Below are 23,982 nucleotides of genomic sequence, written 5' to 3'. Positions count from 1 at the left end.
ATTTTTAATCAATCGCATGACAACTATAGTTAACTCAACCTATCAAACACGTGGAGAAACACGATGAACGCCTCACTGATCACCCGCCTGCTGAATACATCCGACAGTTTTGCTCCCCTGGCACTGCGTGTCCCGGCAGGCATTATTTTCATGGCACACGGCGCACAGAAACTGTTCGGCGCTTTCGGTGGTTACGGTCTTGAAGGCACAGGTCAGTGGATGGCGTCCATTGGACTTGAGCCAGGGTATCTGATGGCACTGATGGCGGGTAGTGCGGAATTCTTCGGTGGTCTGGCGATTCTAATTGGTTTGCTGGTACGCCCGGCAGCAGCAGCTTTGGCCTTTGCCATGCTGGTCGCCATTTTCGCCGTACATATTGGTCACGGACTGTTCGTCTCAAACAACGGTTACGAGTTTGCTCTGTCTCTGCTGGCCATGTCCGTTTCCCTGCTGATCAGCGGCGGGGGCAACCTGTCTCTGGACCGGATGCTTCATCAGCGTCAGAGCTAGGCTCTGAAGTCGATCTAGCCAGGACATTCAATTAACCGACCTCACTGACAATCAGGAGATTATCATGGGCTTACTGCTTGATGGCCGCTGGGTTGACCAGTGGTATGACACCGAATCCAATCAGGGTCGCTTCATGCGATCGGAGTCACAGTTCCGTAACTGGATTACTGCCGACGGCCAGCCTGGCCCCAGCGGCGAAGGCGGTTTTCAGGCAGAGCCCGGGCGTTACCACCTTTACGTATCGCTGGCCTGTCCCTGGGCGCACCGGACATTGATTTTCCGCCACCTGAAGGGCCTGGAAGAGATGATTTCGGTATCGGTGGTCAACAGCTACATGGGTGACCACGGCTGGACCTTTGCAGCAGAACCGGGGGCAACCGGTGATGAGTTGTATGGGTTGGATTACCTCTACCAGCTCTATCTGAAAGCCGATCCGAACTACTCCGGCCGCGTCACTGTTCCGGTACTCTGGGACAAACAGCGTCAGACCATCGTCAACAACGAGTCAGCGGAGATCATCCGCATCCTGAACTCCGCCTTTGATGAGATTGGTGCCGCCCCAGGGGATTACTACCCTCAACTGCTGCGCAGTGAGATCGACACGCTGAACAGTGAGATTTACGACCGCATCAACAACGGTGTATACAAGGCAGGGTTCGCAACCACTCAGGAAGCCTACGAACAGGCTGTTCACCCCCTGTTTGAAGCCCTGGACGCACTGGATACCCGGCTTGGCTCCCATCGCTATCTACTGGGCGACCAGATCACCGAGGCAGACTGGCGTCTGTTCACGACCTTGATTCGATTTGATGCCGTCTACCACGGTCACTTCAAGTGCAACCTGAAACGGATCGTCGACTACCCTAACCTCTGGGGATACGTACGTGAGCTTTATCAATGGCCCGGTGTGAGCGAGACGGTCAACATGCAACACATCAAGCACCACTATTACCGCAGCCATCACACCATCAATCCGACCGGTGTGGTGCCTGTCGGCCCGACTCTGGATCTTAACCAGCCACATCAGCGTGAAGCTGTCAGTCAATAAAACTCAGGAGATGCAATCATGAGCAAAATTCTTGTACTTTACTATTCATCCTATGGCCACATTGAAACCCTGGCCCGGGCCATTGCAGAAGGCGCCCAGTCAGTTGAGGATACCGAGGTGGTCATCAAGCGCGTTCCTGAACTGATGCCGGAAGAGGTTGCCCGCAACGCCGGCGTTAAGCTGGATCAGGCGGCCCCCATCGCCGATCCCAAGGAGCTGGACCAATATGATGCCATCATCTTCGGCACGCCGACCCGCTTCGGTAACATGGCCAGCCAGATGCGCAACTTCCTAGACCAGACCGGTGGGCTGTGGGCAAAGGGAGCGCTGGTCGGCAAGGTGGGCAGTGTTTTCACCAGTACCGGCACCGGTGGCGGCAACGAAACCACCATCCAGTCATTCCACACTACCCTGTTCCATCACGGCATGGTCGTGGTAGGGCTGCCCTATGCGCTGCCGGAGATGACTGATATCAGTTCCGTACATGGCGGTTCACCGCTGGGGGCTGCCACCATTGCGGGTGCCGACGGCTCACGCACACCTTCAGAGCAAGAGTTGACCATGGCCCACTTTCAGGGCGCACACGTTGCCCGAATCTCAGCTAAACTCAGTGCCTGAAGCTGAATCTCTGCGGGTTGCCACAGGGCGCCCGCATCGTCCCTCATAGTCCAACACATCTACGGACGACTGTGCCGTATCGTCAGACTCCATGCCTTGCTGTTGCACAAACCAGGCCCCTGCCAACAACACTGCACCGACAATAATCACCACCAGCGTGATGAGCAACCCACTCTTGTAGCTGCCTTCCGACTGCGCCAGATAACCGACTATCATGGGCGCCAGCATCTGCGCGATGCCGTAGCCGTAGGTGAGCCGTCCCATCGGCCGCGAGGGATTCTCCGGGTAGAGCCGCCCCACCATTGCCAGCGTCATACTGACAATACCGATAAAGCTGACGCCGTAGATGATCGCACTCAACATGACACCTGCCAGCCCGGTTGTCATCAGCAACAACAGCACACTGGCCGCATTGAGCAGGTAAGCCAGCAGCAGTGCCAGCCAGTCTCCCTGCCTGCGCACCAGCAAATCCCACAGCCAGCACGCAGGCGCCGCCGCAATGCCGGTCACCAGCCAGATCAGCCAACCACGGCCTTCCAGCAGGGGCGAAGCTTCCGCAATGGCGACCAGAAACGTCGCCGTCACCACATAGCCCACACCGGCACAGAAATAGGCCAACTGAAGCAGCAACATGAATGGACTGATCCTTCGTGCTTCGTAAGTTGGCGCGGCTGCACTGGCGGGCAGGCAGCGGCGGTAGTCCGGGCTCCACCACCAAACCGGCAACAGCAGGATCAGGGCGGAAAACCCGTAGATCATCCATTGCTGGTCCCAGCTGAAGCGGAGTCGAATCATCTCCGCCAGCAGTGCCGTCATGACAATACCGATTCCCAGCCCCGAAAAGAAAATACCCAGTTCGGGCTTATGCCCCTGTCGCAGAAGCCAGCTCATCAACAGGCCAGCACCGATCAGTACGCCAGCAGAACTGCTCAACCCCGACAGAAAACGCAGCAGATACCAGAGCCACTCCTGGCTTGTGCACCCCATCAGGCCAGTGGTCAGAACCGCGCCCAACAAGCCGGCCTTGTACAGCCATATTTTCAGGCCCGACGAGCGGATAAACGAGATCAACAAGGCACCACTGAAGTAGCCCGCATAATTGGCCGTGGCCAGCATACCGGCCAGAGCATTGTTCAGCCCGGCACCTGACATCATTTCCGGAATCATCGGGGTATAGGCAAAACGTGCTATCCCTACCGTGATGACCACAGCCATCACGCTGGCAATCAGGACCTTTACCTTCTCGGTCAGCATTCTCCACCCTCCTGTTTTCTGATGTTCATCAGATTAGAGGACAGAGATAGTCTATTCTTCATATAAAATGACAGATTACATATGAAACTCGACAACCATGAATACAGGCCTGAGCGATGAATAATACAATCACACAACTCTCGCCACCCGAGATGCACTCACTGCCACGCCAGGTCTATGTTCGCCAGCAGCTGATGCCGCCTCAACACCTGTTCCCGCCACATACACACGACTGGCACCAACTGCTCTACGCCACCTCAGGTACTTTGGTGACAAACCTTGAAGGCCAGCGCCTTTTCGTTCCGTCGGGCACAGCCGTATGGCTGCCGGCAGGGGTCGAGCACAGTACCTATACCGAATTCGGTGCCGAGCTGAAAAGCCTCTATATCGAAACAGGATTTAACGCACTCGACACAGCGATACCTCTGGTACTTGAGGTTTCCCCGCTGATGCGTGAACTGATGCTGGCTGCGGCCAACTTTGAGGTGGAATACCCACTGCACGGCTATGAGCACAATTTAATCCAGTTGATGCTGCAAACCCTGGGACGTCTGCCACAACGCGGGCACACCCTGCCCTGGCCCGCCGATACCCGACTGGCCAAACTCTGCACTCGGCTCTATGCACGCCCTGGAAAACGACCCGGTCTGAATCAGATTGCAGCCGAAATGGCGATGTCGACCCGCACACTGGAGCGGCACTTCCGTCGTGAAACAGGACTCACTCTGCAAGGCTGGTATGCTCGTCTGCGCCTGATGAAAGCCATAGAGATGCTGGGCACGGAGATGAGCGTCACCCGGATTGCGCTGGAGCTGGGGTACAGTGCTCCAGCCCCTTTCATCCTGATGTTTCGAGAACACTTGGGCGTCAGCCCCAACCGTTACCGTACCCAAAAGCAGCCAAGTTAACGGAACTTAGCACCCCACACTGTCACACATACATCAACGAGAAGAGCTATACCGACCCGGTGGTGCTTTAACTGTTTCTGCAGGTGCTCGCCAGCGGTCAGGCGGGGCTGGCACTGTGCGGCTTACTGCTTTAAAGATGCCTGTCACCCCCAGTACACAGCTTTTAAGCAGTCGCATGCACGCAACAGCGCGAAGTCGACGGCCTCGTGGCAGGTAGAATGACATATCAATACTGCCATTGTGACAGCGGCGAACCTTGCGTGTTTGCGAATCTGTAGCGGCAACCATCATCAAAGCCTCCCTGTGATCCTTGATGACAGCTTAGGCCCGCCCTTGTATTATGAATAACGATTAATTTAGATCGTATTGATCGTTATTCATAATGGATAGACCATGCCCCAGCCTAACTTGAGTACCGAGCTGCTGCGCACATTTGTCACAGTGGTCGATGAAGATGGTTTTATCCGCGCTGCCGAACGCCTGCACAAAACCCAGTCCACCGTCAGCCAGCAGGTTCGCCGTCTGGAGCAGGAACTGGATGTGGCGCTCTTCCGTACCGAGGGGCGCAAGCGCGTGCTGACCTCAACCGGCGAGACCATGCTGGGCTATGCGCGCCAGTTGCTTGCGCTGCAGGAAGACGCACTGGCCGCCATCACCGAGCAAAGTGCAGAAGGCGAGCTGCGTATAGGAGTGTCTCTGTCGCTGACCGAAAGCATGCTGCCCTCCATTCTGGCCCGCTTCAAGCAACACAACCCCGGCATTCGCCTGAATGTGCAGACCGACTACAGCAACAGCGTCTGTGAGGACTACGACGACGAACAGTACGACCTGGCCCTGATTCTCCGCCGTGATCGCAGTCAGGTGCGCGGTGAGCTGTTGGGCTACGAACAACTCATCTGGATTGGGCCGGCAGGCTATCAGTGGTCGAAAAACCGCCCTCTGCCACTGGTGCTGTTGAATGTGCCCTGTCTGTTCCGTGAGGCGACTTTGCAGGCGCTGGATGCCACCAATATCAGCTGGCGTACCGTGTATTCAACCACCAGCTTTACCAGCCTGATGGCAGCGGTGCGGGCCGGACTGGGTGTGACGGTCAGGACTCAGGGCGCGCTTGCAGAAGGGATGGAGAGCATTGGTTCGCAGCTTGGCCTGCCGGAATTGCCCCCGGTCTACATCGAGCTTCGCTATCGCAGCAAAGTACCCGGCTGCGAGCAGCTGGCACAGCTGATCCGCCATGAGCGGCTACAAGCCTGGTAAATCAGACCTTCAACATCTCTTCTGGCACCCCCGCCTGTACTGCGAGTTGGTGAGCTGTCTCAACTCGGGCACGAGCCTTGAGCGCCCGGCGCCGAGCCTGTTCCAGATCGTTTTGCCGTTGCGCCCACTCAGCCTGATCCAGAGTGGTATCGACTTCAGCAGCAGCCAAATCGGCCTCCATCTGCTCCAGATCGCCGGCAGTTAATTCGGCCAAGCGACGCGCATCATTCAGGACGTCCAGAGCACGAGCCCGCTCGGCCGCTTCCCCCTCTTCCGGTTCGGCATCCAGATCAATATCCTCGGCGGCCAGTACCGCCACACTGAGCGGCAGGGGTTCAAGCGCGACATTAAGGGGCTGCCCGTAACGGTCAACCGGTTCGTTGCGCTGCAGCCTGAACGGCAGAAACACCAGAGATGCATCCAGCGAATAGCGCTCCCGTGCGCCGGGGTCGGTATGATCAATCAGTACAGCCCGCGCATCAATGCGACTCTGCTCCAGGTAGTGGCGCACATCATCCGGTGTCGCGGTTGGGTCGTCCTCATCGCTGCGGGCGATCAGAATCCGCAGGCTGGCACCTTCCCATTCGGGCGTGCGCAACATGAGATGGCCCAGTAACAGCATCAGGTGACTGGACGCATCGCCCCACCACCATATATCGATGCGGCGCTGATCCGGCGGGATCTGTTCCAGTTGAGCCCAGCGATTTTCATCACCATCAAACACCAGCAGGCTGCAGCCCTCATGGAAAGCGGTCCAGAGGTGACGGGCAAAAATATGTGTGGCCTCAGCTGATAACGTGCGAGGATCATGTTCCAGCCAGTTAAGCAGTATCAGGTTGGCTCTGAGGCTGCCGAGACCAAAGCCTTGCAGCAAGGTCCGCAGCCCCGCATCGAATGTATTCACTGTCAGCGCCAGCGGCCAGGCATCGACCCTTGCACGCTGGATATCGTCAGCCAGCACTTTTTCTACCTCATCACGCTGGCGGCGCAACCGGAGTCCTTCACCCTCCAGCATTTTCACGGCAGTGACGAAACCACTGCCACCTTCCAGCCCTGCCGCCAGTTTCAACAGTGGCAAGCGGCGATGACTGCTGTCAGAAAACAGCAGAATATTCGGGCGCCAGTCACGTGGACTGTCAGGGCCATTGCGAATCGCAAGCAGATGCTGACGTATCTGCCGGGTGTGATACGAACGCCGTCCGTCCGCCCAGCGTGGCAGGGGCGCTTTCAGCTGAAGATAGCGATAGATCAGCGCCATGATACCCAATGCCACCATTCCGGCCAGCAGGTCAATTGCCAGCATGGCCACAAGACAGGCCAGCGCCCCCGCCAGACTGAGCAAGGGATGATAGAAACGAAAACGGGGACGGAACGATGGGCTCGCGGATTGTGCTTCAAACCAGGTCGCGTAGTTGATCAAGCCATAGGAGATAAGAAAGAACATCGACACCACAGGTGCAATGAGGTCAAGTTCACCCAAGCCGATGGTCATCAACGCAACCACGCCCGACAGCAATAACGCGCGGCGTGGATTGTCACTGGCACCACTGCCCTTGGAAAAAGGGTTGAGCAGCGGGAACAAACGGTCCTGCGACACCGACTGCAGAATGCGTGGCGCTCCCATGAACGAGGCCATGGCTGACGAGAGCGTTGCCGCCAGCACACCGGCCAGAATCAAGGGCGCAAACACCGCCACTTGCTGCATGGCGGCATAGTCCTGGCTCAGCACCTCTGCCGGCAACGCTCCGGCAAAGAGAAAGGCCGCCAAGAGATAGACCAGTATCGACAGTGCCACAGCACTCAAAGTGCCATTGGGAATGCTGCGCCCGGGATCACGCAGTTCACCCGACATGCTGACCCCTTGCGTAAAGCCGGTAACAGCCGGGAAGAAGATTGCGAAGAGCAGCCAGAAATCAACCTCACCCGGTGCTGACCAGTTGGCCGACAGCTGTTCGGCATCGAAACGCTCTACGCCTCCTATGAAGAAGGATACCAATGCCAGAGCCAGGATCACCATAATGCCGAACTGCAACCGAGTGGCCCAGTCGGCGCCTTTCCAGGCAAAGCCGAACAGCAGCAGTGCCGCCAGTGCAGCAATCAGCTGAACACTCCAGCCCGGCGCGCCCGGGATCATCCCGACCACTGCCTCGGCAAACCCGATACAGTAGAACCCCACCGAAACCGCTTGAGCCAGAAACAGCACCAGTCCGATCGCCCCGCCAAACTCCTGTCCCAGCGTGCGCGAGATCAGGTAGTAGTCGCCACCCTTCTTGACGTGCAGATTGGTAGCCACCGCCGACAGCGACAGGCTGGTCAGCACCGAGATCAGATTCGCTGCCAGCAGAATCAGCAGCATCAGTCCAAGCCCCGCCGCCCCGACTACATAGCCAAGGCGGAGGAACAGAATAATGCCGAGAATGGTGAGGATGCTGGGGGTGAAGACGCCTGCAAAGGTGCCCATGCGCCCGCCCGTCTCTGTCGCGGAACGTGACTCGGTGGTTCGCATCGTCAGACTCCTGTCGGATGGCGCCCATGTAAGACATCAGCATAACGGGACAGACGGCGACTTAACAGCATCCCCGTATCAACAGGCAACGCCACGCTCCAGTACCTTGCGCAACACGAAACTGGAGTGCACCCCCGTAACCCCCTCAATACGTGTAATGTGGTGAAGCAGAAGGTCATGGTAGGCGTCCATGTCCTCCACCAGCACCCGAAGCTGATAGTCGGCATCCTGGCCGGTGATGATCAGGCACTCCAACACCTGCGGCAGTTCGGCGATCCTGCGCTCAAAGTTCTCGAACCGCTCTGGCGTGTGCCGATCCATGGAAATATGCAGGATTACGGTGAGGTTCAGCCCCAGTTTTTTGGCATCAACCAATGCCCGATAGCCACGAATCAGACCATTCTCTTCCAGCGCCCGCACCCGCCGCAGGCAGGGTGACGGCGACAGACCGATACGGTCGGCCAGCTCCTGATTACTGATGCGGCCTTCCTGCTGCAAAATTCGCAAAATGGCATGATCATAGCGATCCAGTGTCGCCCTCTCTTCATGTATCGACATAAAATTGCTCTATAAAATAAATTTGAGATTTATATTGCCAAAAATAGACCAAAATAGCGCAATTTAGCAATCGCCTGACATCATAAATCCCCTATCATGTGTCCCATATTCAGTTTCGGTCCGCGCAGGCGCCAACGGGTTCTACCCGAGCCCTGACGGCGATGACAGTCCTACCCGGAATGTCTAATGCAGCGGCCCACCCCACAACCAATGGAGAGCAAAACCATGGCAAGTGCCAACTTTAACCATCGCAAATATCAGCCGGTTGAACCCGTCACCGGCTTTACCCGTACCTGGCCCGACCGTCAGGTGACCGAAGCCCCAATCTGGGCCAGTGTCGACCTGCGCGATGGCAACCAGGCCCTGCTGGAGCCGATGAACGTGGCCCAGAAGCAACGCCTGTGGCATTTGCTGGTCAAGCTCGGCATCAAGGAGATTGAGATCGGCTTTCCGTCCGCCAGTCAGCCGGATTACGACTTTACCCGCTGGTTGATCGAGGAAAACCAGATCCCTGATGACGTGCGCGTACAGGTATTGGTGCAGGCGCGTGAAGAGTTGATTGCTCGCACCTACGAGGCACTCAAGGGTGTGAAGCAGGCGGTGGTGCATGTCTACAACTCTACATCTCGCATCCAGCGTGAGCGTGTCTTCGGCATGAGCCAGGACGAGATCAAGCAGATCGCCGTGCGCGGTGCGCGCTGGGTAAAAGAGTATGCCTCTAAATACCCGGAGACGGATTGGACCTTCCAGTATTCACCGGAGAGCTTCACCAGCACAGAAGTGGATTATGCCGTTGATGTCTGTGAAGCGGTGATGGACGAATGGCAGCCAACGCCACAGAAGCGCTGCATTCTCAACCTCCCGACAACCGTCGAAGTTGGTCCGCCGAACCACTTTGCCGATCAGGTGGAGTATTTCTGCCAGCATTTGAGCCGCCGCGACAGCGCCATCATCTCGGTGCACACCCACAACGACCGTGGCGGTGCCGTGGCGTCCGCTGAGCTGGCCCTGATGGCTGGTGCCGACCGGGTGGAAGGGACTTTGCTTGGCAACGGTGAGCGTACCGGCAACATGGATATCGTCACGCTGGCGTTGAACCTGTACAGCCAAGGTGTGGACCCGCAGCTTGATCTGTCCAACCCGGACGAGATCATTCAGGTCTGCACCGAATGCACCGGCCTGCCGATTCACCCGCGCCACCCCTGGATCGGTGAGCTGGTCTACACGGCGTTTTCCGGCAGCCACCAGGATGCGATCCGCAAGTCACTCAAGCAGCAGCAGGATGACGAGCCCTGGCAGGTCGCCTATCTGCCGATCGACCCGGCGGATCTGGGCCGTGGCTATCAGGCGGTGATTCGCGTCAACAGCCAGTCCGGCAAGGGCGGCATGACCTTCCTGCTGGAGCGCGATTTCGGCATCAGCATCCCGCGCTGGCTGCAGCTGGAGTTGGCCCCGATCGTACAGAAAAAAACCGAGGAGCAAGGCGGTGAGCTGGACAGTCAGGTGATCCATGACCTGCTTGTCCAGCACTTCGTACAGGACAAGGTACCGGTGAGTCTGGACGGCTACCGCATCGAGCGTAGTGGAGATGCCGAAACCCTGGCGGCCGACATCAGCGTCGACGGCGAACAGGTGTGCATCGAGGGCAAGGGCAAGGGGGCCATGGCGGCCTTCATCAGTGCCTGGCAGACCCGCACCGGGCTCAGTATCCATGTGGTCGACTACGCCGAGCACGCCATGGGTGAAGGTTCGGACGTTGCAGCCGCCGCCTATGTCCAGCTGAACGTGGAGGGCCAGCGCGTCTGTGGCATGGCCGTGGATGCCGATACTGTCAGCGCCTCACTCAAGGCAGTGGTATCCGGCCTGAACCGCTGTGGTCAAGCAACTCGGATTGCCACCGCTAAGCAGACTCAACAGGCATGATTTTCAGGGGGCATCGTCAATCGGTGCCCCCTCCCCTTGCATACTGACGAATATCTGCTCACAGCAGGATCGATCAAGCCAGCATCACGCAGAGGGCACCGACTACGATCAGCCCCAGCCCCGCCAGATCACGACCATTGAGTTTCTCCCGGAACCAGCGCGCCGAAATCATCAAGGTAAACAGCACCTCAATCTGCCCCAGCGTTTTGACCAGCGCCACGGTTTCAAGGCTCATGGCCGTAAACCAGCCCAACGAACCGATACAGCTGAACAGCGAAATTGCAAACACCAGCTTTGGCCGCTGCCACAGCACGATCAGCGTATACGGCTCACGCAACAGCAGCCACGCCAGCAGCATAAGCGTTTGTGTGGCGATTACACAGAGCAGCACCCAGGCTGCGCTGTACAGAAACGGCAGTCCCAGCAACAGGCTGGCTTCACGCACCCAAAGAGTGGTCAACGCAAATGCCAGCCCACTGCCAAGCCCGGTTAGCAGGGTGCCAAATGACACATCTCGAAGGGCACCGGGATTGGTCATTAGCCAGAATGCCAGCGCGCCGATCAGTACACCGGCCCAGGCCAGCGGTGACAGCGGCGCGGCAAAAAACAGCGCTCCCAGTACCGCTGCAATCACGGCCTCGCTTTTGGCCAGTCCGACTCCGATGGCGTAATTGCGCTTGCGAAACAGTACCACCATCAAGGCTGTAGCAATGATCTGAGCAATGGAGGCCAGTACGATCAGCAGTATGAATGATCCAGTGAACGCGGGCATGGGCGCCGTTTCCCAGCGATACAGCAGCCAGAGATAAAACCCGGCCAAGGGGCTGGCCCAGATGAAACGTGCCAGCGTAACCCCAGCGGTACTTACATCTTTGCTCAGGCGGTTCTGAAAGGCGTTGCGCCAGGCCTGCATAAACGCGGCCAGAATGGTAAAGGGTATCCAAAGCCCCATGGGGCATCACCTATATGTGACAGAAGAGACAGGGAGACGCATTCTAGTGAATGTCCCGCTACTTTGGTACCAGCTCGGTGGCAGCCTCTTTCCAGCAACCGACGGCACCGGTAAAGTAAAAGCCATAAAAATAACGGATATTACACAATGAGCGAGATACAAAGGCCTGCACGCATTTTGCCGCTGCTGGTACTGGCGCAATTTCTGGGTACCGTAAACTGGTTGGCCGGCAACGCCATCATGCCGGCGCTGCAGAAGGACTGGGGCTTGCCCGACAGCGCGGTCTCCAGCCTGACTAACTCGGTACAGCTGGGTTTCATCAGCGGTGCATTATTGTTTGCCGTGATCGCACTGGCTGATCGCATCTCGCCGCGCATTCTGTTTTCACTTTGTGCCGGCAGCAGTGCCCTGATCGGTTACCTGCTGGGCTGTCATACCCATAGCTATGACCAGCTATTGTTGTTGCGTTTTCTCAGCGGCGTGATGCTGGCCGGAATCTATCCGGTGGGCATGAAACTGGCAGCCAGCTGGTATCCACAAGGACTGGGGCGTGCACTCGGCTATCTTGTCGGCGCACTGGTGTTGGGCAGTGCGTCACCGCACCTGCTGTCCGGTGTATTGGGCGATCACTGGCAGCTGGTTATTCTGGCTTCCGGTGCTGCTTCCGGTATCGCCGCGCTGATGATTTTGCTGGGGGTACCTGATGGCCCTGCACTGTATCGCGGCGCACCATTGCGCTGGCATGCACTGAGTCTTGCCCTGCGCCATCGTCCGCTGCGGCTTGCCGCCGGCGGCTATTTTGGCCACATGTGGGAGCTGTATGCGGTTTGGGCCTTTGCTCCAATCTGGCTGCTGGCCTGGAGCCGGGAGCATGAGACCGATCTCAATATCGGCCTGCTCAGCTTTTTGGTGCTGGGTGCCGGCAGTATCGGCTGCATTATTGGCGGCAAGCTGTCTGTCAGCTTGGGCAGTGGCCCGGTCGCCCGCGGCATGCTGATGCTGTCAGGATTCTGCTGCCTGCTTTCGCCGCTGATGTTCGCAATGCCGTTCCTGCTGGTGTTTGCGTTCTGGCTGCTCTGGGGCCTGAGCGTATCCGCAGACTCACCTCAACTATCGACGCTATCCGCCCAGAATGCACCGGCAGAGGTTATCGGCAGCGCCCTGACGCTGATGAACTGCATGGGCTATACACTCTCGGTACTGTCAGTGGCACTGCTCAGCCAACTGCTGGTCATGATCCCGGTACACTGGCTGCCCTGGCTGCTGCTCCCCGGACCAATTTTGGGCCTTTGGAGTCTGGCTCGACTGCGTCAGTCACAGCCAGAACCTACGCAATAATTGATCCGTTCAGTGCAACGATGCTTGCCTCAGGTCGACTGATCATGTCAACTTGATCAATATCTGATACGAACTGACAGGGATAGAAACAGTGACGCGTATACTTTCAGCCTGCCTGGCAAGTCTGTTTCTACTGGCACTGCTTATTGCATCAACAGCACGGGCTGACAATCTGACGCTGGACCAGCATGAACAAGCGCTTATTGACAGCGGCGAGCCCATTACACTGGCCGCCATGTATGACTTTGTGCCGTTTTCCTTTATTGAGGATGGCCAACACAAGGGGTTTGTCGCTGACCTGACTAAGCTGCTGGAACAGAAAACCGGTATGCGCATCGACGTGCATACCGGCGAGTGGTCCAACAACCTGCGCATGCTGCGCGAACAGCAGATCGATGTCATTGCCGATATCTCATTCAAACCCGAGCGCACCCCCTACACCCTCTACACCACGCCCTACTTTGAAATTCCCACCGTTGTGTTCACTCAAAAACACTTTGGCGAATACAAAAGCCTTGCCGACCTGTCCGGCAAGCGTGTTGGCGTACTGCAGAATATCTTTTACCTGCCTGAGCTTCGCTCCCACAACGATATTGAAGTGATCGAATTTGATGATTACGAGCGCCTTGTACGAGCGCTGGCCTTTGGCGAGGTGGATGCGGCAATCCAGAACCTGACCAGCGGCTACCACTATGCCTCACGTAACGCCTATACCAACATCAAGGTGGCGGGCGAATTCCAGTTGCGCAACGTGGGCCGCGAAGACCTACGCTTTGGAGTCCGCGTCGACAGGCCGGAGATCCGCTCACTGCTGCAGAAAGGAATGGACGCAATCACTGACAGCGAATGGGATAAGCTGATTGACCTCTGGGTTGGCAGTGAATCCCTTGGCTTTATTCGAAATGCCCGCACCGTTGCACTGACACCTGAAGAGCGCGAGTTCGTCAAGCAAATGCCAGCAATCCGGGTTCATAACGAAGAAAACTTTGAACCCTACAGCTTTTACGAAGACGGCAAGCCCCGCGGGCACTCGGTTGACCTGGTTCGACTTCTGGCCGAGCGGGCAGGCCTGCAGGTGGAGTTCGTCAGCGGCAAGCGCTGGGACGACTACCTGCAGATGATTCGCAGCGGCGAACTGGACGTCATGACCAATATCGTACGCTCACCCGAACGTGAGCAGTACATGCATTTTACAACTCCTTACCTGCGACTTGCGCAGGCGTTGTATCAGCACAGTGACAGTCAGCCCATCAACACCCTGGAAGAGCTGAAAGGCAAGTCACTGGTATTGCCCGACGGTTTCTTTCTGTACGAGCAGTTCAGCCGTGTGCCCGGAGTCAACCTGGTTGCGTCATCAGACAGCCTTGAGTCACTGATGATGGTCAGCACAGGCCAGGCAGATGCCACCATTGAGCTGATGAGTGTCGCCGATCATCTGAGTCAGAAGTATGGTGTTCCCAACCTGAAAACCCTCAGCACCCTGAACATCAAGGGTGGCGAACCGCTGTCACTGCATTTAGCTGTGCGCAAAGACCTGCCGCTGCTGCGCGATATTCTCCAGAAAGCGATGAACAGCCTGACCGAAAAAGAAAAGCGGGAACTGCAGCAAGAGTGGATTGCGCGCACCAACAACCCAACCCACTATGTTCACCTGACTGGCCAGGAGCTAGCTTGGCTCGAATCCAGAGCAGCACTGCGTATTTGCGTCCAACGCCACCGAATGCCATATGAACAGATCACCGAAGACGGCCGCCATGTAGGCGCCTTTGCCGACATGCTGGAAAAAATCCGCAACCATTCGGGTCTTAGTTTCCGCCTGGTGCCGGTAGACAACTATGCTACCGCCCTCAGCGCGCTGCAACAGGGGCACTGTGATCTGATCTCCAAATCACCCTTGTTGCCCAAGCAGCAAAGCCTTAGTTTCACCCAGCCTCTGTTCAACACCTCATTGGTGATCGCCACCCGGCTCGACGAGGTGTTTGTCAGCAGTGCCGAACAGCTTGAGCAGAAAACCATCGGCGTCGTCATGAATGACGACCCTCATCTCTGGTTGCAGCAATCCTACCCTGAACTTCAGTTGCATACTTATCCGGACCTGCCCACAGCGCTGAATGCCTTGAACGAAGGCGATATCTTTGCCGTGGCAGACACCTTGCCAGCCATGGCCCGCGGGCTGGGACAAAATTTCTTTGCCAATCTGAAGATCTCCGGCCAGATAGAGCCGAACTACACCGCCCGATTTGCAATGCGCGCAGAAGACGCAACTCTCAACCAGATTATGAACAAGGCCTTGATGTCGGTCACGGACGATCAGCGTGAATCGATCGGCAACCGCTGGATGACAGCACCCACCTATGCCGAGCGAACCGACTACACGCTGGTTGGCCAGATCACCCTTGCCACAGCCTTTGCACTTGTACTGATTCTGCTCTGGAACCGCAAGTTGTCACGGCTCAACAACACCATCCGCGAAAACAACCTTCAACTGCTGGATGCACATGAAGAGCTGAAGCTGAAAAACCGTATGCTGGAGCAGCTGTCAGTCACTGACCGACTGACCCGATTGAAAAACCGGCTCTATATAGAGCGGGTTTTTGACCAGGAGATCGCCCGCGCAGAACAGGGCGGGCAGTATGATTTTGCCGTGTTACTGCTGGATATCGACCATTTCAAACGCATCAACGATCACTTCGGTCATGCCGCCGGGGATGCCACCCTGACCGACTTCGCTACGATACTCAGGGGCAACTGCCGCGAACATGATGTCATTGCCCGCTGGGGTGGTGAAGAATTCATGGTGATCTGTCCCAACACGAACGCGGAAAGTGCCGAAACACTTGCCCAGAGCTTGTGTCGTGCGATCCGTGAACACAATTTTCCCCTGATTGGCCACTGCACTACCAGTATCGGAGTCACTGTCTGGCGCCCCGGTGATCGTCAGAAAAGCATGAGTATCCGTGCTGATACGGCACTTTATGCCGCCAAGGAAAGTGGCCGGGACCGCGTCTGCCATGAATTCTAGACCGACTTAAACGCTTTGCATTAAAGATGCTTTCAAGATACTCTTTATAAAGATGTTAAATTTATACACTTATAAGGAAGCATCATGCTCAGCCAAAACACCATCGAGATCGTTAAATCCACGGCACCCGTGATCGCCGAAGCCGGCCCCGCTATGACCGCTCATTTCTACGAGCGCATGTTCAGTCACAACCCTGAGTTGAAAGACATTTTCAACCTCACGCATCAGCAGTCCGGCCGCCAGCGCGAAGCGCTGTTCAATGCGGTCCATGCCTATGCGGCCAACATCGACAACCTGGAGGCGCTGCTGCCGGCCGTTGAAAAGATTGCGCAGAAACATACCAGTTTCCAGATCACGGCCGCACAGTACGATATCGTGGGGACTCACCTGCTGGCGACCATCGATGAGCTGCTCTCCCCCGGACAGGCCGTGATTGATGCCTGGGCCGAAGCCTACGGCGTGCTGGCCGGCATTTTCATTGACCGTGAAGAAGCCATCTACCAGGAAAGTGAGCAGCAGGCCGGTGGCTGGCGTGGCAAGCGCGCGTTTGAGTTGGTGGAAAAGTGCCGTGAAAGTGATGTGATCACCAGCTTCGTGTTCAAACCGGTGGATGGCGGTGCCGTAATGCCATTCAAACCCGGCCAGTATCTGGGGATCTATTTGAAGCCTGAAGGGTTTGACTATCAGGAAATTCGCCAGTACAGCCTGTCGGCTGCACCCGCCAGTGACCGTTACCGCATCTCGGTCAAGCGCGAGCCGGAAGGCAAGGTGTCCAACTACTTGCATGATCATATGCAAACAGGTGACCGCGTGGAGCTGGTGCCGCCTGCCGGAGACTTCTACCTGCAGGCACAGGCAGACACTCCAGTGACTCTGATCTCAGCTGGTGTTGGCCTGACACCAATGCTGGCCATGCTGGAGAGCCTGACCAAGCAGAGAGCCAGTGTGAACTGGTTCCATGCGGCCGAAAACGGTAGTCATCACGCGTTTGCAGAACATGTCAGTCAGCTGTGCAAGCAGCATGAGCATTTCAACAGCCAGGTCTGGTATCGGATTCCAGACGCGGCAGACAAGGCCGAATCACGCTTTGATCATGAAGGCCTGCTGGATTTGAACGCCGTGAAAGACACGATCAGTGACCCTCGCATGCAGTTCTACTTCTGTGGTCCGCTTGGCTTCATGCAGTATATTGCCGGCCAGCTGAAAGCCTTGGGGGTGGATGACAGCCGCATTCATTATGAGTGCTTTGGCCCGCACAAGGCACTTTGAAGACGTGTATCATTACCCCCTGAAACAATCAAGGCGCCCATGGGCGCCTTGATTGCTGGATGCGAGGCAATTCAGCAATCAGACACGAATATCGATATTCTGTCCAACTGAACTGGTCGGATCGACTGTAGGCACGGGTGCTGCACTCTGTATCAATTGCAGAGCCTGCTGCCCGGTTGCCTCAATCTGGTCCTTCACCATCGAGTTGATCTTGGTGGCATGGCTCGCCTGAGTCTGCATGTTACTCATGGCGGTGCTCATTGAAGCGATATCCATGGATACCCTCCTTTACTTAAAGAATATGACACCATACTACGACATCTGTGTGTGACATAACAGCTTAGGGCCCATCCCGCTGATGAAGATTATTCACGCACAAGAATCAGCCTTATGGCATCCAGCCTTAGCTCGGCACTTTCCAGCGCGGCAGCCATCTGCTCGGTATCTGACTGCAATGCGGCAAGCTCTTCAGGACGCACCATAGGATTGACCTCTGCCAAGGCTGCCAGCCGCTGATATTCAGCACTGCGTTGCTGTTTCAGCTGCTCCAGCGCTTCGCCACGCAGCTTCACCAGCGCATTTGCTACCAGTGGGTCGGCCTGTTTCAACTGGGCACTGATCTGTTCCCGCGCCAGGCGGACCATTTTCTGACCGGTATTGCGGGTCACTGTTTCCAGCAGCTGATTCAATGGCTGATGTCCGATCATGCCTGCCAGATCACGCCCTTCCTGATCCAGCAGCAGACGCACGCTGCCACTGGGCAGATAACGTTCCAGCTGCAGCTGGCGTGGTGCCGGACAGCTCAGCTCATATACAAGTTCCAGCAGTAAAGTGCCCGCCTGCAGCGGCGGCAGTTTAAGGGTGCACACCGCGCTGTTGCCCAACTCACCACGACCGATCAGCTCCATGGTGCCGGTCAGCAGAGGATGCTCCCAGCTCATGAACTGGATATCTTCCCTTGCCAGCGCACGCTCACGACTGAACGTGAGGGTCAGTCCCTCCTCGGGCAGGCCCGGCAGCTGACACAGCATGTGATCACCAGGGTGCAACACCAGCCCGTCCGGCCCGTGCGGTTGAGTATCAACGCCAAAACGGTCAAACAGTTTTTCCGCAAACGCCTGCAGCTCACGACTGTTTTCTGCCGCAGCCACTTCATCCAGCAGCTGCTGGGCCTGCTCCGGCCGACAACTGCTTAACTCGAGCAGCCGGTCACGACCGTTCGACAGGTCGAGTTCCATTGACTCACGTTCGTGTCGGGTATCATCCAACAGCGCCTGCAATGCCTCAGCATCCTCTGGCTGCTGCAGGCACCGCAGCAGTCGAGGAGCAAAGCGGCGGTAAAGTGCATCACCCACGGCACAGACACGGCTAAAGGCGTTGAGTCCTTCGTCATACCAGCGCAGCAGCACCTCACTGGTACCGCCGGTATAGACAGGCACATGGATCTGAATATCATCACACTGACCAATACGGTCCAGACGCCCGATGCGCTGCTCCAGCAGGTCAGGCGTCAGTGGCAGATCAAACAGCACCAGATGTTGGGCAAACTGGAAATTGCGGCCTTCACTGCCAATTTCAGAGCAGACCAACACCTGAGCACCCAATTCCTCTTCGGCAAAATAGGCCGCTGCACGGTCTCGATTGACCAGACTCATGCCTTCATGGAATACGGCAGAACGCACACCTTCACGCAGATTGAGGTGATCTTCCAGCGCTACAGCCGTAGCGGCATGAGCACATATCACCAATACCTTGCGGTTGCGATTCAGGCTCAGCCACTCGACCAGCCATTCAACCCGCGAGTCCACTTCGAGCCAGTCATCACCGATGATTTTTTCCGGATGCAGCCAGGCCTCGGGAGCCACCTCCTCATCAAACAGGGCCAGCTCGGGTGGCATTTCCAGTGAATGCACCTGCAACTGGCGTTGAGGAAAACCACTGACAGTATCGCGGGTGTTACGAAACAGAACCCGCCCTGTGCCCTGACGATCAATCAACTGACGGATCAGTCCATCCAGCGCCTGTGACTGCTGGGCTTCGGGCAGCTGCAACCAATCCTCTACCGCCGCGTTGCCAAGGCGCTCAGCCAGAGCCTGACGCAGGTGCACATCAGCCCGCAGGACACTGGCCCCGTCATCACCCAGCAAGGGTTCGATCAGACTATTCAGCTGCAGGTAACGGTGTTCCTCATCAAGAAACTGCTGCAAATCAGGATAACGGGCCGGATCAAGCAGGCGCAGACGGGCAAAGTGGCCTTCAGGCCCCAGCTGCTCAGGCGTCGCCGTCAACAGCAGAACTCCTGGCGTCTTCTCTGCCAGTGCTTCGATGGAACGATAGGCATGGCTTGGCGCTTCCTGGCTCCAGCCCAGATGGTGAGCCTCGTCAACCACCAGCAAGTCCCAGCCGGCTGCCTGGGCCTGCAGCTGGCGCGCATCCGAGCGTGTCAAAAGCGACAGCGGGCAGATCACCAGCTGGCTGGACTCAAACGGGTTAGCCTGACCGCTCAGTTCAATATCAACGCAGCGCGCCTCATCCAGCAGCGTGAACATCAGGTTGAAGCGGCGCAGCATCTCTACCAACCACTGGTGTACCAGTGAGTCTGGTACTACAACCAACACACGGCTGGCACGCCCACTGATCAGACGCTGATGGATTACAAGTCCGGCTTCAATGGTCTTGCCAAGCCCCACTTCATCCGCCAACAACGCTCTCGGCGCCAGGCGCTGACTCAGCTCACTGGCAATATAGAACTGATGCGGCAGCAGCTGTACACGAGCACCCAACAAACCGTGTGCAGCCGAAGCTCGAAGCCGATGCTGTTGCTCAAGTATTGCGACGCGCAGCTTGAACAGGCCATTGCGGTCAATCTGACCGGCAAACAGCCGCTCCTGTGGTCGGCTGAAATGAACGGCACTGTCAAGCTCCAGTTCAGGCAAAATGACTTCTTCGCCCGCCTCATCAACGCCACGGTAGATGAAGCACTGGTTATGCTCCATCCGCTCAACCACCTCCATCGCATCTCCCAGCATATTGCAGACCCGGTCTCCGGGTTCATAGGCAACACGACTGAGAGGGGCGTTATCGGCGGCATAGGTACGAGTTTCTTCTGCAGCCGGAAAACGGATCTCGACACGGCGGTTGGCATATTCGACGACGATGCCCAGACCAAGCTCTGCTTCACTGTTACTGATCCAGCGCTGTCCGGGTACAAATGGCGGTAGTGACAAAATGTGGCTCCCTTGAATTCAGGTCGGCAATTTTAGGCGCTTGGCGGACAAGACTCAAAGCCTGATCACCAAAGTGGCTCAATCCGGCACAATTAAGGCTATTCTCTGCTGCAATTGAGGCAATAATTCCTGCTCGAACCAGGGGTTGCGCCGCAACCACAGATTATTACGCGGGCTTGGGTGGGGTAAGGGTATGCGGGCTGGTCCAAATTCCTGCCAACGACTGACCCGCTCGGTGAGGTTCATACCCTTGCCCAAATGCCATTCCTGAGCATAGCGCCCCACCAACAGGGTCAACTCAATGTCAGGCAGTTCCGCCAGCAACTGTGCTCGCCAGGCCGGGGCGCACTCAGGCCGAGGAGGGTTGTCACCTGACTTGCCGCGGCCGGGATAGCAAAAACCCATGGGCACAATCGCCACCCTGGATGGATCGTAGAACTGGTCACGGGTCAGACCAAGCCAATCTCGCAGGCGATCACCACTGGCATCGTTGAACGGTATACCGGTCTCATGCACCTTCACTCCAGGTGCCTGCCCGACAATCAGCAACCGTGCCCTGCTGTCAGCCTGCACCACTGGCCTGGGGCCAAGCGGCAGCTGGTCAACACAGATACGACAGGCACGCACTTGCCGCAGCAATTCAGGCAGTGACATCAGCAAAGTCCTCCACTTTGTTCTCCACAGCCCCGTTGTATCATATTGATACCCGTGTAGAAGCCATTTTAAATACGTGGGTTTTGTTGTACTGTCCGATAATACAAACATGTCTGTCGAGAGGGATCTTTCATGAAACAGCAGATTCACCGGCTGCTGGGTCTTGTACTTGTGGCACTGGCCACACTGTCACAGGCCGAACCTTTCACTCCCTCACCCGCCACTCCAGCCCAGCTGGAGGCCATTCGTGAGGGTGGGTATGTCCTGTTCATTCGTCACGGCCCAACCGACTCCAGCCAACCGGATCAGGTGCCGATTGATCTTGACGATTGCAGCACGCAGCGCCCGCTGTCCGATGCTGGCCGTGACATCATGCGTGATGTCGCCCACCAGTTTCATCTGGCCGACATCCCTTTCAGCGAGGTGTACAGCAGCCCACTGTGCCGAGCCTACCAGACAGCCGCCATTATCTTCGGTGACGACGGTTATCGCGTAGATCAGAATTTGATGTATGTTGCAGCGCTGACCAGCCGTGAGAAACAGCCAATCATTGCGCGCACGCATGAACTTATGAGTACGCCGGTAATACCGGGCAGCAATCGCATTATGGTTGCCCACGGCCCGAACATGGTTGAAGTGATGCAGTACTTCCCGGTCGAAGGCACCCTGGTCATTATTCGCCCCCATGCCGATGGCAGTGGCTTTGATTATATTGCCAGCATCGAACCCGACCACTGGGCCCACCTGCTGAAAACGGCGGACTGAGCCTCATGCGCGCGGGCAAAACCATTCTGATGATGTTCCTCCTGCCCGCCCTGCTGGTACTGTTCATGGGGATACTGCTGGGCTACCTCTCCCTGAACAGTCTACGCCAGCAACAACAGGACAGCAGTGCAGCCCTGGCACTGGACCTTGCCACCATCCACCAGGAAGCCAGCTTTAATCGTGATATCGCCCACCTCCATAGCCGTGTCATCAAGGTCCTGGACGGGGCTCGCAAGCGTGAACTGACTGAGGTCGAAGTCTATTACGCCCACCGGGATTTCGTGGATGAATTGGCCGAAATAAACACCCGGGTTGAAACCCTGCGACAGTCCAGCCTGCTCAAGGAGGTCAATCACAATTCGGTCACTCGGCTGGCAGAAGAGTTCGAAGCCTATCGCAACATGGTGATCATGGCCACGGAGATTGCCGCCATTGATCCGGATACCGCCAATCGTTTCTTCGCCACGGCACAGCAAAGTTACAATGAATTTTCGCAATTTACCGGCCGAATCTCGGTACTGCTGACGGAGCGTGCCCTGCAACGAGAGCAGGAAAGCCAAACCCGTTACGACCAGACATTCCTGCGCATTCTGGTCATGAGCTTACTGGCGGCACTGGTGATTACCCTGATCGTGATTGTGGTGGCCCGCATGATCAGCAGCCGAGTAAGGGACATCGCCGACGCACTAAGCCAACTGGCGTACAACCAGAATGCCAGCCTGAAGCTACCCGCCATTGAGCGCCTGCAGCGCAAGTCCAAGGGCGAGTTTGGCCGCATTGCGGGCGTGCTTTTGGGCTTTCGTGATGATCTGGTGCGCCGCATCCAGGCCGAAGAGGCCAATCATCGTCTGATCTTTTACGATGCACTCACCGAGTTGCCCAACCGCCGCATGCTGCAGGAGCAGTTGATACACTTGACCAGCAGCGAGAGGATGAAGAACTACTACGCTCTGTTATGGGTCGATCTGGACCGTTTCAAGCTCCTTAACGACCTTCGTGGCCACCAGGCAGGCGATAGATTTCTGATTGAACTTGCACGAAAAATACGCACTCTATTGCGAGAAGGCGACCTGCTGGCACGTGTCGGCGGTGACGAATTTGCCATTCTGGTCGAACTGCCACAAAGCAATCGCTCGCTGGCGGCAAGGGAAGCAGAGCAGATCGCACAGGAGTTGCGCTGCGGCCTTGAAGGCGAGTACTCAATCGAGGACTTCAATCATTTCCTCAGCGTCAGCATCGGCATTGCACTGTTTACCGACCGCCAGTTTGAGAGTGAAGCTCTGCTTGGGCAGGCGGAGCTGGCCAAGTATCAGGCCAAGGCTGCCGGTCGCAACACTGTCAGCTTTTACGACCCACAGATTCAGGCCGAAATCAGCCAGCGTGCCGAACTTGAAAACGAACTGCGCCAGGCGATCGACCGCAACGAATTGGAACTCTTTTACCAGCTGCAGTTCGATCATCGCAGCCAGCCAATCGGTGCAGAAGCGCTACTGCGCTGGCGTCATTCGGAAAAGGGACTGGTATCTCCTGCACAGTTTATTCCTCTGGCAGAAGAAACCGGCCTGATTGTACCGATTGGCAGCTGGGTTCTGAAAACCGCCTGTGAACAGCTTTGTCGCTGGCAAGGCAACCCGCTCACCGCTCACCTGCAACTCGCGGTTAATGTCAGCGCACGCCAGTTCCGACAGCCCGACTTTGTAGACGAGGTTGAGTCCACATTGGCACAAAGTACAGTACCGCCCGGCAAGCTCAAGATTGAACTGACCGAATCCACCGTTCTCGACTACGTTGAGGAAACCATCAGCAAGATGGCTCGGCTCCGAGAGCATGGAGTTAAGTTCTCGATGGATGACTTCGGCACGGGATACTCATCACTTCAGTACCTGAAGCGATTGCCACTGGACCAGATTAAAATCGATCAGTCTTTTGTGCGTGATATAGATACGGACAACGACGATGCCATGATCATCAAGACCATCATCGCCATGGGCCACGCCCTGTCTCTGGACGTTATCGCAGAAGGTGTCGAAACCGAGCAACAGCGCACCATCCTTGAAGCCTATGGCTGCCAGCACTATCAGGGCTATCTGTTTGCTCGCCCCCTGCCACTGACTGAATGTGAACAGCTCCTGCAAGCAGGACCGAAACCCGTCCATTGACGATCTGCCACTTTGTA

At 56.7% G+C, this 23,982-nt stretch carries 18 protein-coding genes; 11 read left to right on the top strand and 7 right to left on the bottom strand.

Annotated features, from left to right (window positions below; translation table 11 throughout):
• The first annotated feature begins 63 nt into the window (after nt 1–63).
• The 3 genes from CFI10_RS08115 (at nt 64) to wrbA (ending at nt 2,176) form a co-directional block, all read left to right on the top strand.
• A complete protein-coding gene (locus tag CFI10_RS08115) occupies nt 64–510 on the top strand; it encodes a DoxX family protein (protein WP_206841193.1) in 447 nt (148 codons plus the stop codon).
• Between the two features lie 64 nt (nt 511–574).
• The gene (locus CFI10_RS08110; RefSeq protein ID WP_206841192.1) at nt 575–1,558 is read left to right on the top strand and encodes a glutathione S-transferase family protein; all 984 of its coding nucleotides are present in this window, start codon (nt 575–577) and stop codon (nt 1,556–1,558) included.
• A gap of 18 nt (nt 1,559–1,576) precedes the next feature.
• Nucleotides 1,577–2,176, top strand: a complete 600-nt coding sequence (gene wrbA, locus CFI10_RS08105) for an NAD(P)H:quinone oxidoreductase (protein ID WP_206841190.1) — start codon at nt 1,577–1,579, stop codon at nt 2,174–2,176.
• Here wrbA and CFI10_RS08100 read toward each other — a convergent pair.
• Nucleotides 2,156–3,430, bottom strand: a complete 1,275-nt coding sequence (locus tag CFI10_RS08100) for a YbfB/YjiJ family MFS transporter (RefSeq protein ID WP_206841188.1) — start codon at nt 3,428–3,430, stop codon at nt 2,156–2,158. The two genes, wrbA and CFI10_RS08100, sit on opposite strands and share 21 nt — an antisense overlap.
• Nucleotides 3,431–3,546: 116 nt before the next feature.
• Between CFI10_RS08100 and CFI10_RS08095 the strand changes: the two genes are divergently transcribed.
• On the top strand, nt 3,547–4,338 hold the full coding sequence (locus CFI10_RS08095) for an AraC family transcriptional regulator (protein WP_206841186.1): 792 nt from the start codon (nt 3,547–3,549) through the stop codon (nt 4,336–4,338).
• A gap of 393 nt (nt 4,339–4,731) precedes the next feature.
• Complete coding sequence (locus CFI10_RS08090; protein ID WP_206841185.1) at nt 4,732–5,592, top strand: LysR substrate-binding domain-containing protein; 861 nt, start codon at nt 4,732–4,734, stop codon at nt 5,590–5,592.
• Between the two features lies 1 nt (nt 5,593).
• On the opposite strand, the gene CFI10_RS08085 is transcribed toward CFI10_RS08090, so the two are convergent.
• Together CFI10_RS08085 and CFI10_RS08080 are read right to left on the bottom strand one after the other, a co-directional pair.
• On the bottom strand, nt 5,594–8,098 hold the full coding sequence (locus tag CFI10_RS08085) for an APC family permease (RefSeq protein ID WP_206841183.1): 2,505 nt from the start codon (nt 8,096–8,098) through the stop codon (nt 5,594–5,596).
• Nucleotides 8,099–8,176: 78 nt separating this feature from the next.
• Nucleotides 8,177–8,656 carry an Lrp/AsnC family transcriptional regulator gene (locus CFI10_RS08080; RefSeq protein ID WP_206841181.1) on the bottom strand — a complete coding sequence of 160 codons (480 nt, stop codon included), beginning with the start codon at nt 8,654–8,656 and terminating at the stop codon, nt 8,177–8,179.
• 210 nt (nt 8,657–8,866) lie between these two features.
• On the opposite strand from CFI10_RS08080, the gene leuA reads away from it, so the two are divergent.
• Nucleotides 8,867–10,579, top strand: a complete 1,713-nt coding sequence (gene leuA / locus CFI10_RS08075) for a 2-isopropylmalate synthase (RefSeq protein ID WP_425270436.1) — start codon at nt 8,867–8,869, stop codon at nt 10,577–10,579.
• Nucleotides 10,580–10,652: 73 nt separating this feature from the next.
• Here leuA and CFI10_RS08070 read toward each other — a convergent pair whose 3' ends face one another.
• The gene (locus CFI10_RS08070) at nt 10,653–11,531 is read right to left on the bottom strand and encodes a DMT family transporter (protein WP_206841179.1); all 879 of its coding nucleotides are present in this window, start codon (nt 11,529–11,531) and stop codon (nt 10,653–10,655) included.
• Nucleotides 11,532–11,678: 147 nt separating this feature from the next.
• Between CFI10_RS08070 and CFI10_RS08065 the strand changes: the two genes are divergently transcribed.
• From CFI10_RS08065 to hmpA, 3 genes are all read left to right on the top strand, one after another.
• Nucleotides 11,679–12,869 carry an MFS transporter gene (locus CFI10_RS08065; protein ID WP_206841177.1) on the top strand — a complete coding sequence of 397 codons (1,191 nt, stop codon included), beginning with the start codon at nt 11,679–11,681 and terminating at the stop codon, nt 12,867–12,869.
• A 91-nt stretch (nt 12,870–12,960) separates the two neighbouring features.
• Nucleotides 12,961–15,891, top strand: a complete 2,931-nt coding sequence (locus CFI10_RS08060; RefSeq protein ID WP_206841175.1) for a transporter substrate-binding domain-containing diguanylate cyclase — start codon at nt 12,961–12,963, stop codon at nt 15,889–15,891.
• An 84-nt stretch (nt 15,892–15,975) separates the two neighbouring features.
• The gene (gene hmpA / locus CFI10_RS08055; RefSeq protein WP_206841172.1) at nt 15,976–17,160 is read left to right on the top strand and encodes an NO-inducible flavohemoprotein; all 1,185 of its coding nucleotides are present in this window, start codon (nt 15,976–15,978) and stop codon (nt 17,158–17,160) included.
• A 78-nt stretch (nt 17,161–17,238) separates the two neighbouring features.
• On the opposite strand, the gene CFI10_RS08050 is transcribed toward hmpA, so the two are convergent.
• From CFI10_RS08050 to CFI10_RS08040, 3 genes are all read right to left on the bottom strand, one after another.
• Nucleotides 17,239–17,436 (bottom strand): putative motility protein, encoded by a 198-nt coding sequence (locus CFI10_RS08050; RefSeq protein ID WP_091826950.1) that lies wholly within the window; start codon nt 17,434–17,436, stop codon nt 17,239–17,241.
• Nucleotides 17,437–17,525: 89 nt separating this feature from the next.
• On the bottom strand, nt 17,526–20,387 hold the full coding sequence (rapA, locus tag CFI10_RS08045) for an RNA polymerase-associated protein RapA (RefSeq protein WP_206841170.1): 2,862 nt from the start codon (nt 20,385–20,387) through the stop codon (nt 17,526–17,528).
• Nucleotides 20,388–20,465: 78 nt separating this feature from the next.
• Nucleotides 20,466–21,041 carry a uracil-DNA glycosylase family protein gene (locus CFI10_RS08040; RefSeq protein ID WP_206841168.1) on the bottom strand — a complete coding sequence of 192 codons (576 nt, stop codon included), beginning with the start codon at nt 21,039–21,041 and terminating at the stop codon, nt 20,466–20,468.
• A 132-nt stretch (nt 21,042–21,173) separates the two neighbouring features.
• Here CFI10_RS08040 and CFI10_RS08035 point away from each other — a divergent pair, with 132 nt between their 5' ends.
• Together CFI10_RS08035 and CFI10_RS08030 are read left to right on the top strand one after the other, a co-directional pair.
• The gene (locus tag CFI10_RS08035) at nt 21,174–21,806 is read left to right on the top strand and encodes a histidine phosphatase family protein (protein WP_206841167.1); all 633 of its coding nucleotides are present in this window, start codon (nt 21,174–21,176) and stop codon (nt 21,804–21,806) included.
• 5 nt (nt 21,807–21,811) lie between these two features.
• Nucleotides 21,812–23,965, top strand: coding sequence for a putative bifunctional diguanylate cyclase/phosphodiesterase (locus CFI10_RS08030; protein ID WP_206841166.1), 2,154 nt, complete (start codon nt 21,812–21,814; stop codon nt 23,963–23,965).
• Nucleotides 23,966–23,982 lie beyond the last annotated feature (17 nt).

The sequence above is a fragment of the Marinobacterium iners genome, from assembly GCF_017310015.1.
In the GTDB taxonomy this organism is placed as follows: domain Bacteria; phylum Pseudomonadota; class Gammaproteobacteria; order Pseudomonadales; family Balneatricaceae; genus Marinobacterium; species Marinobacterium iners.
The sequence above is the reverse complement of the archived record's forward strand: the minus strand, read 5'-3'. Positions and strand labels throughout refer to the sequence as shown.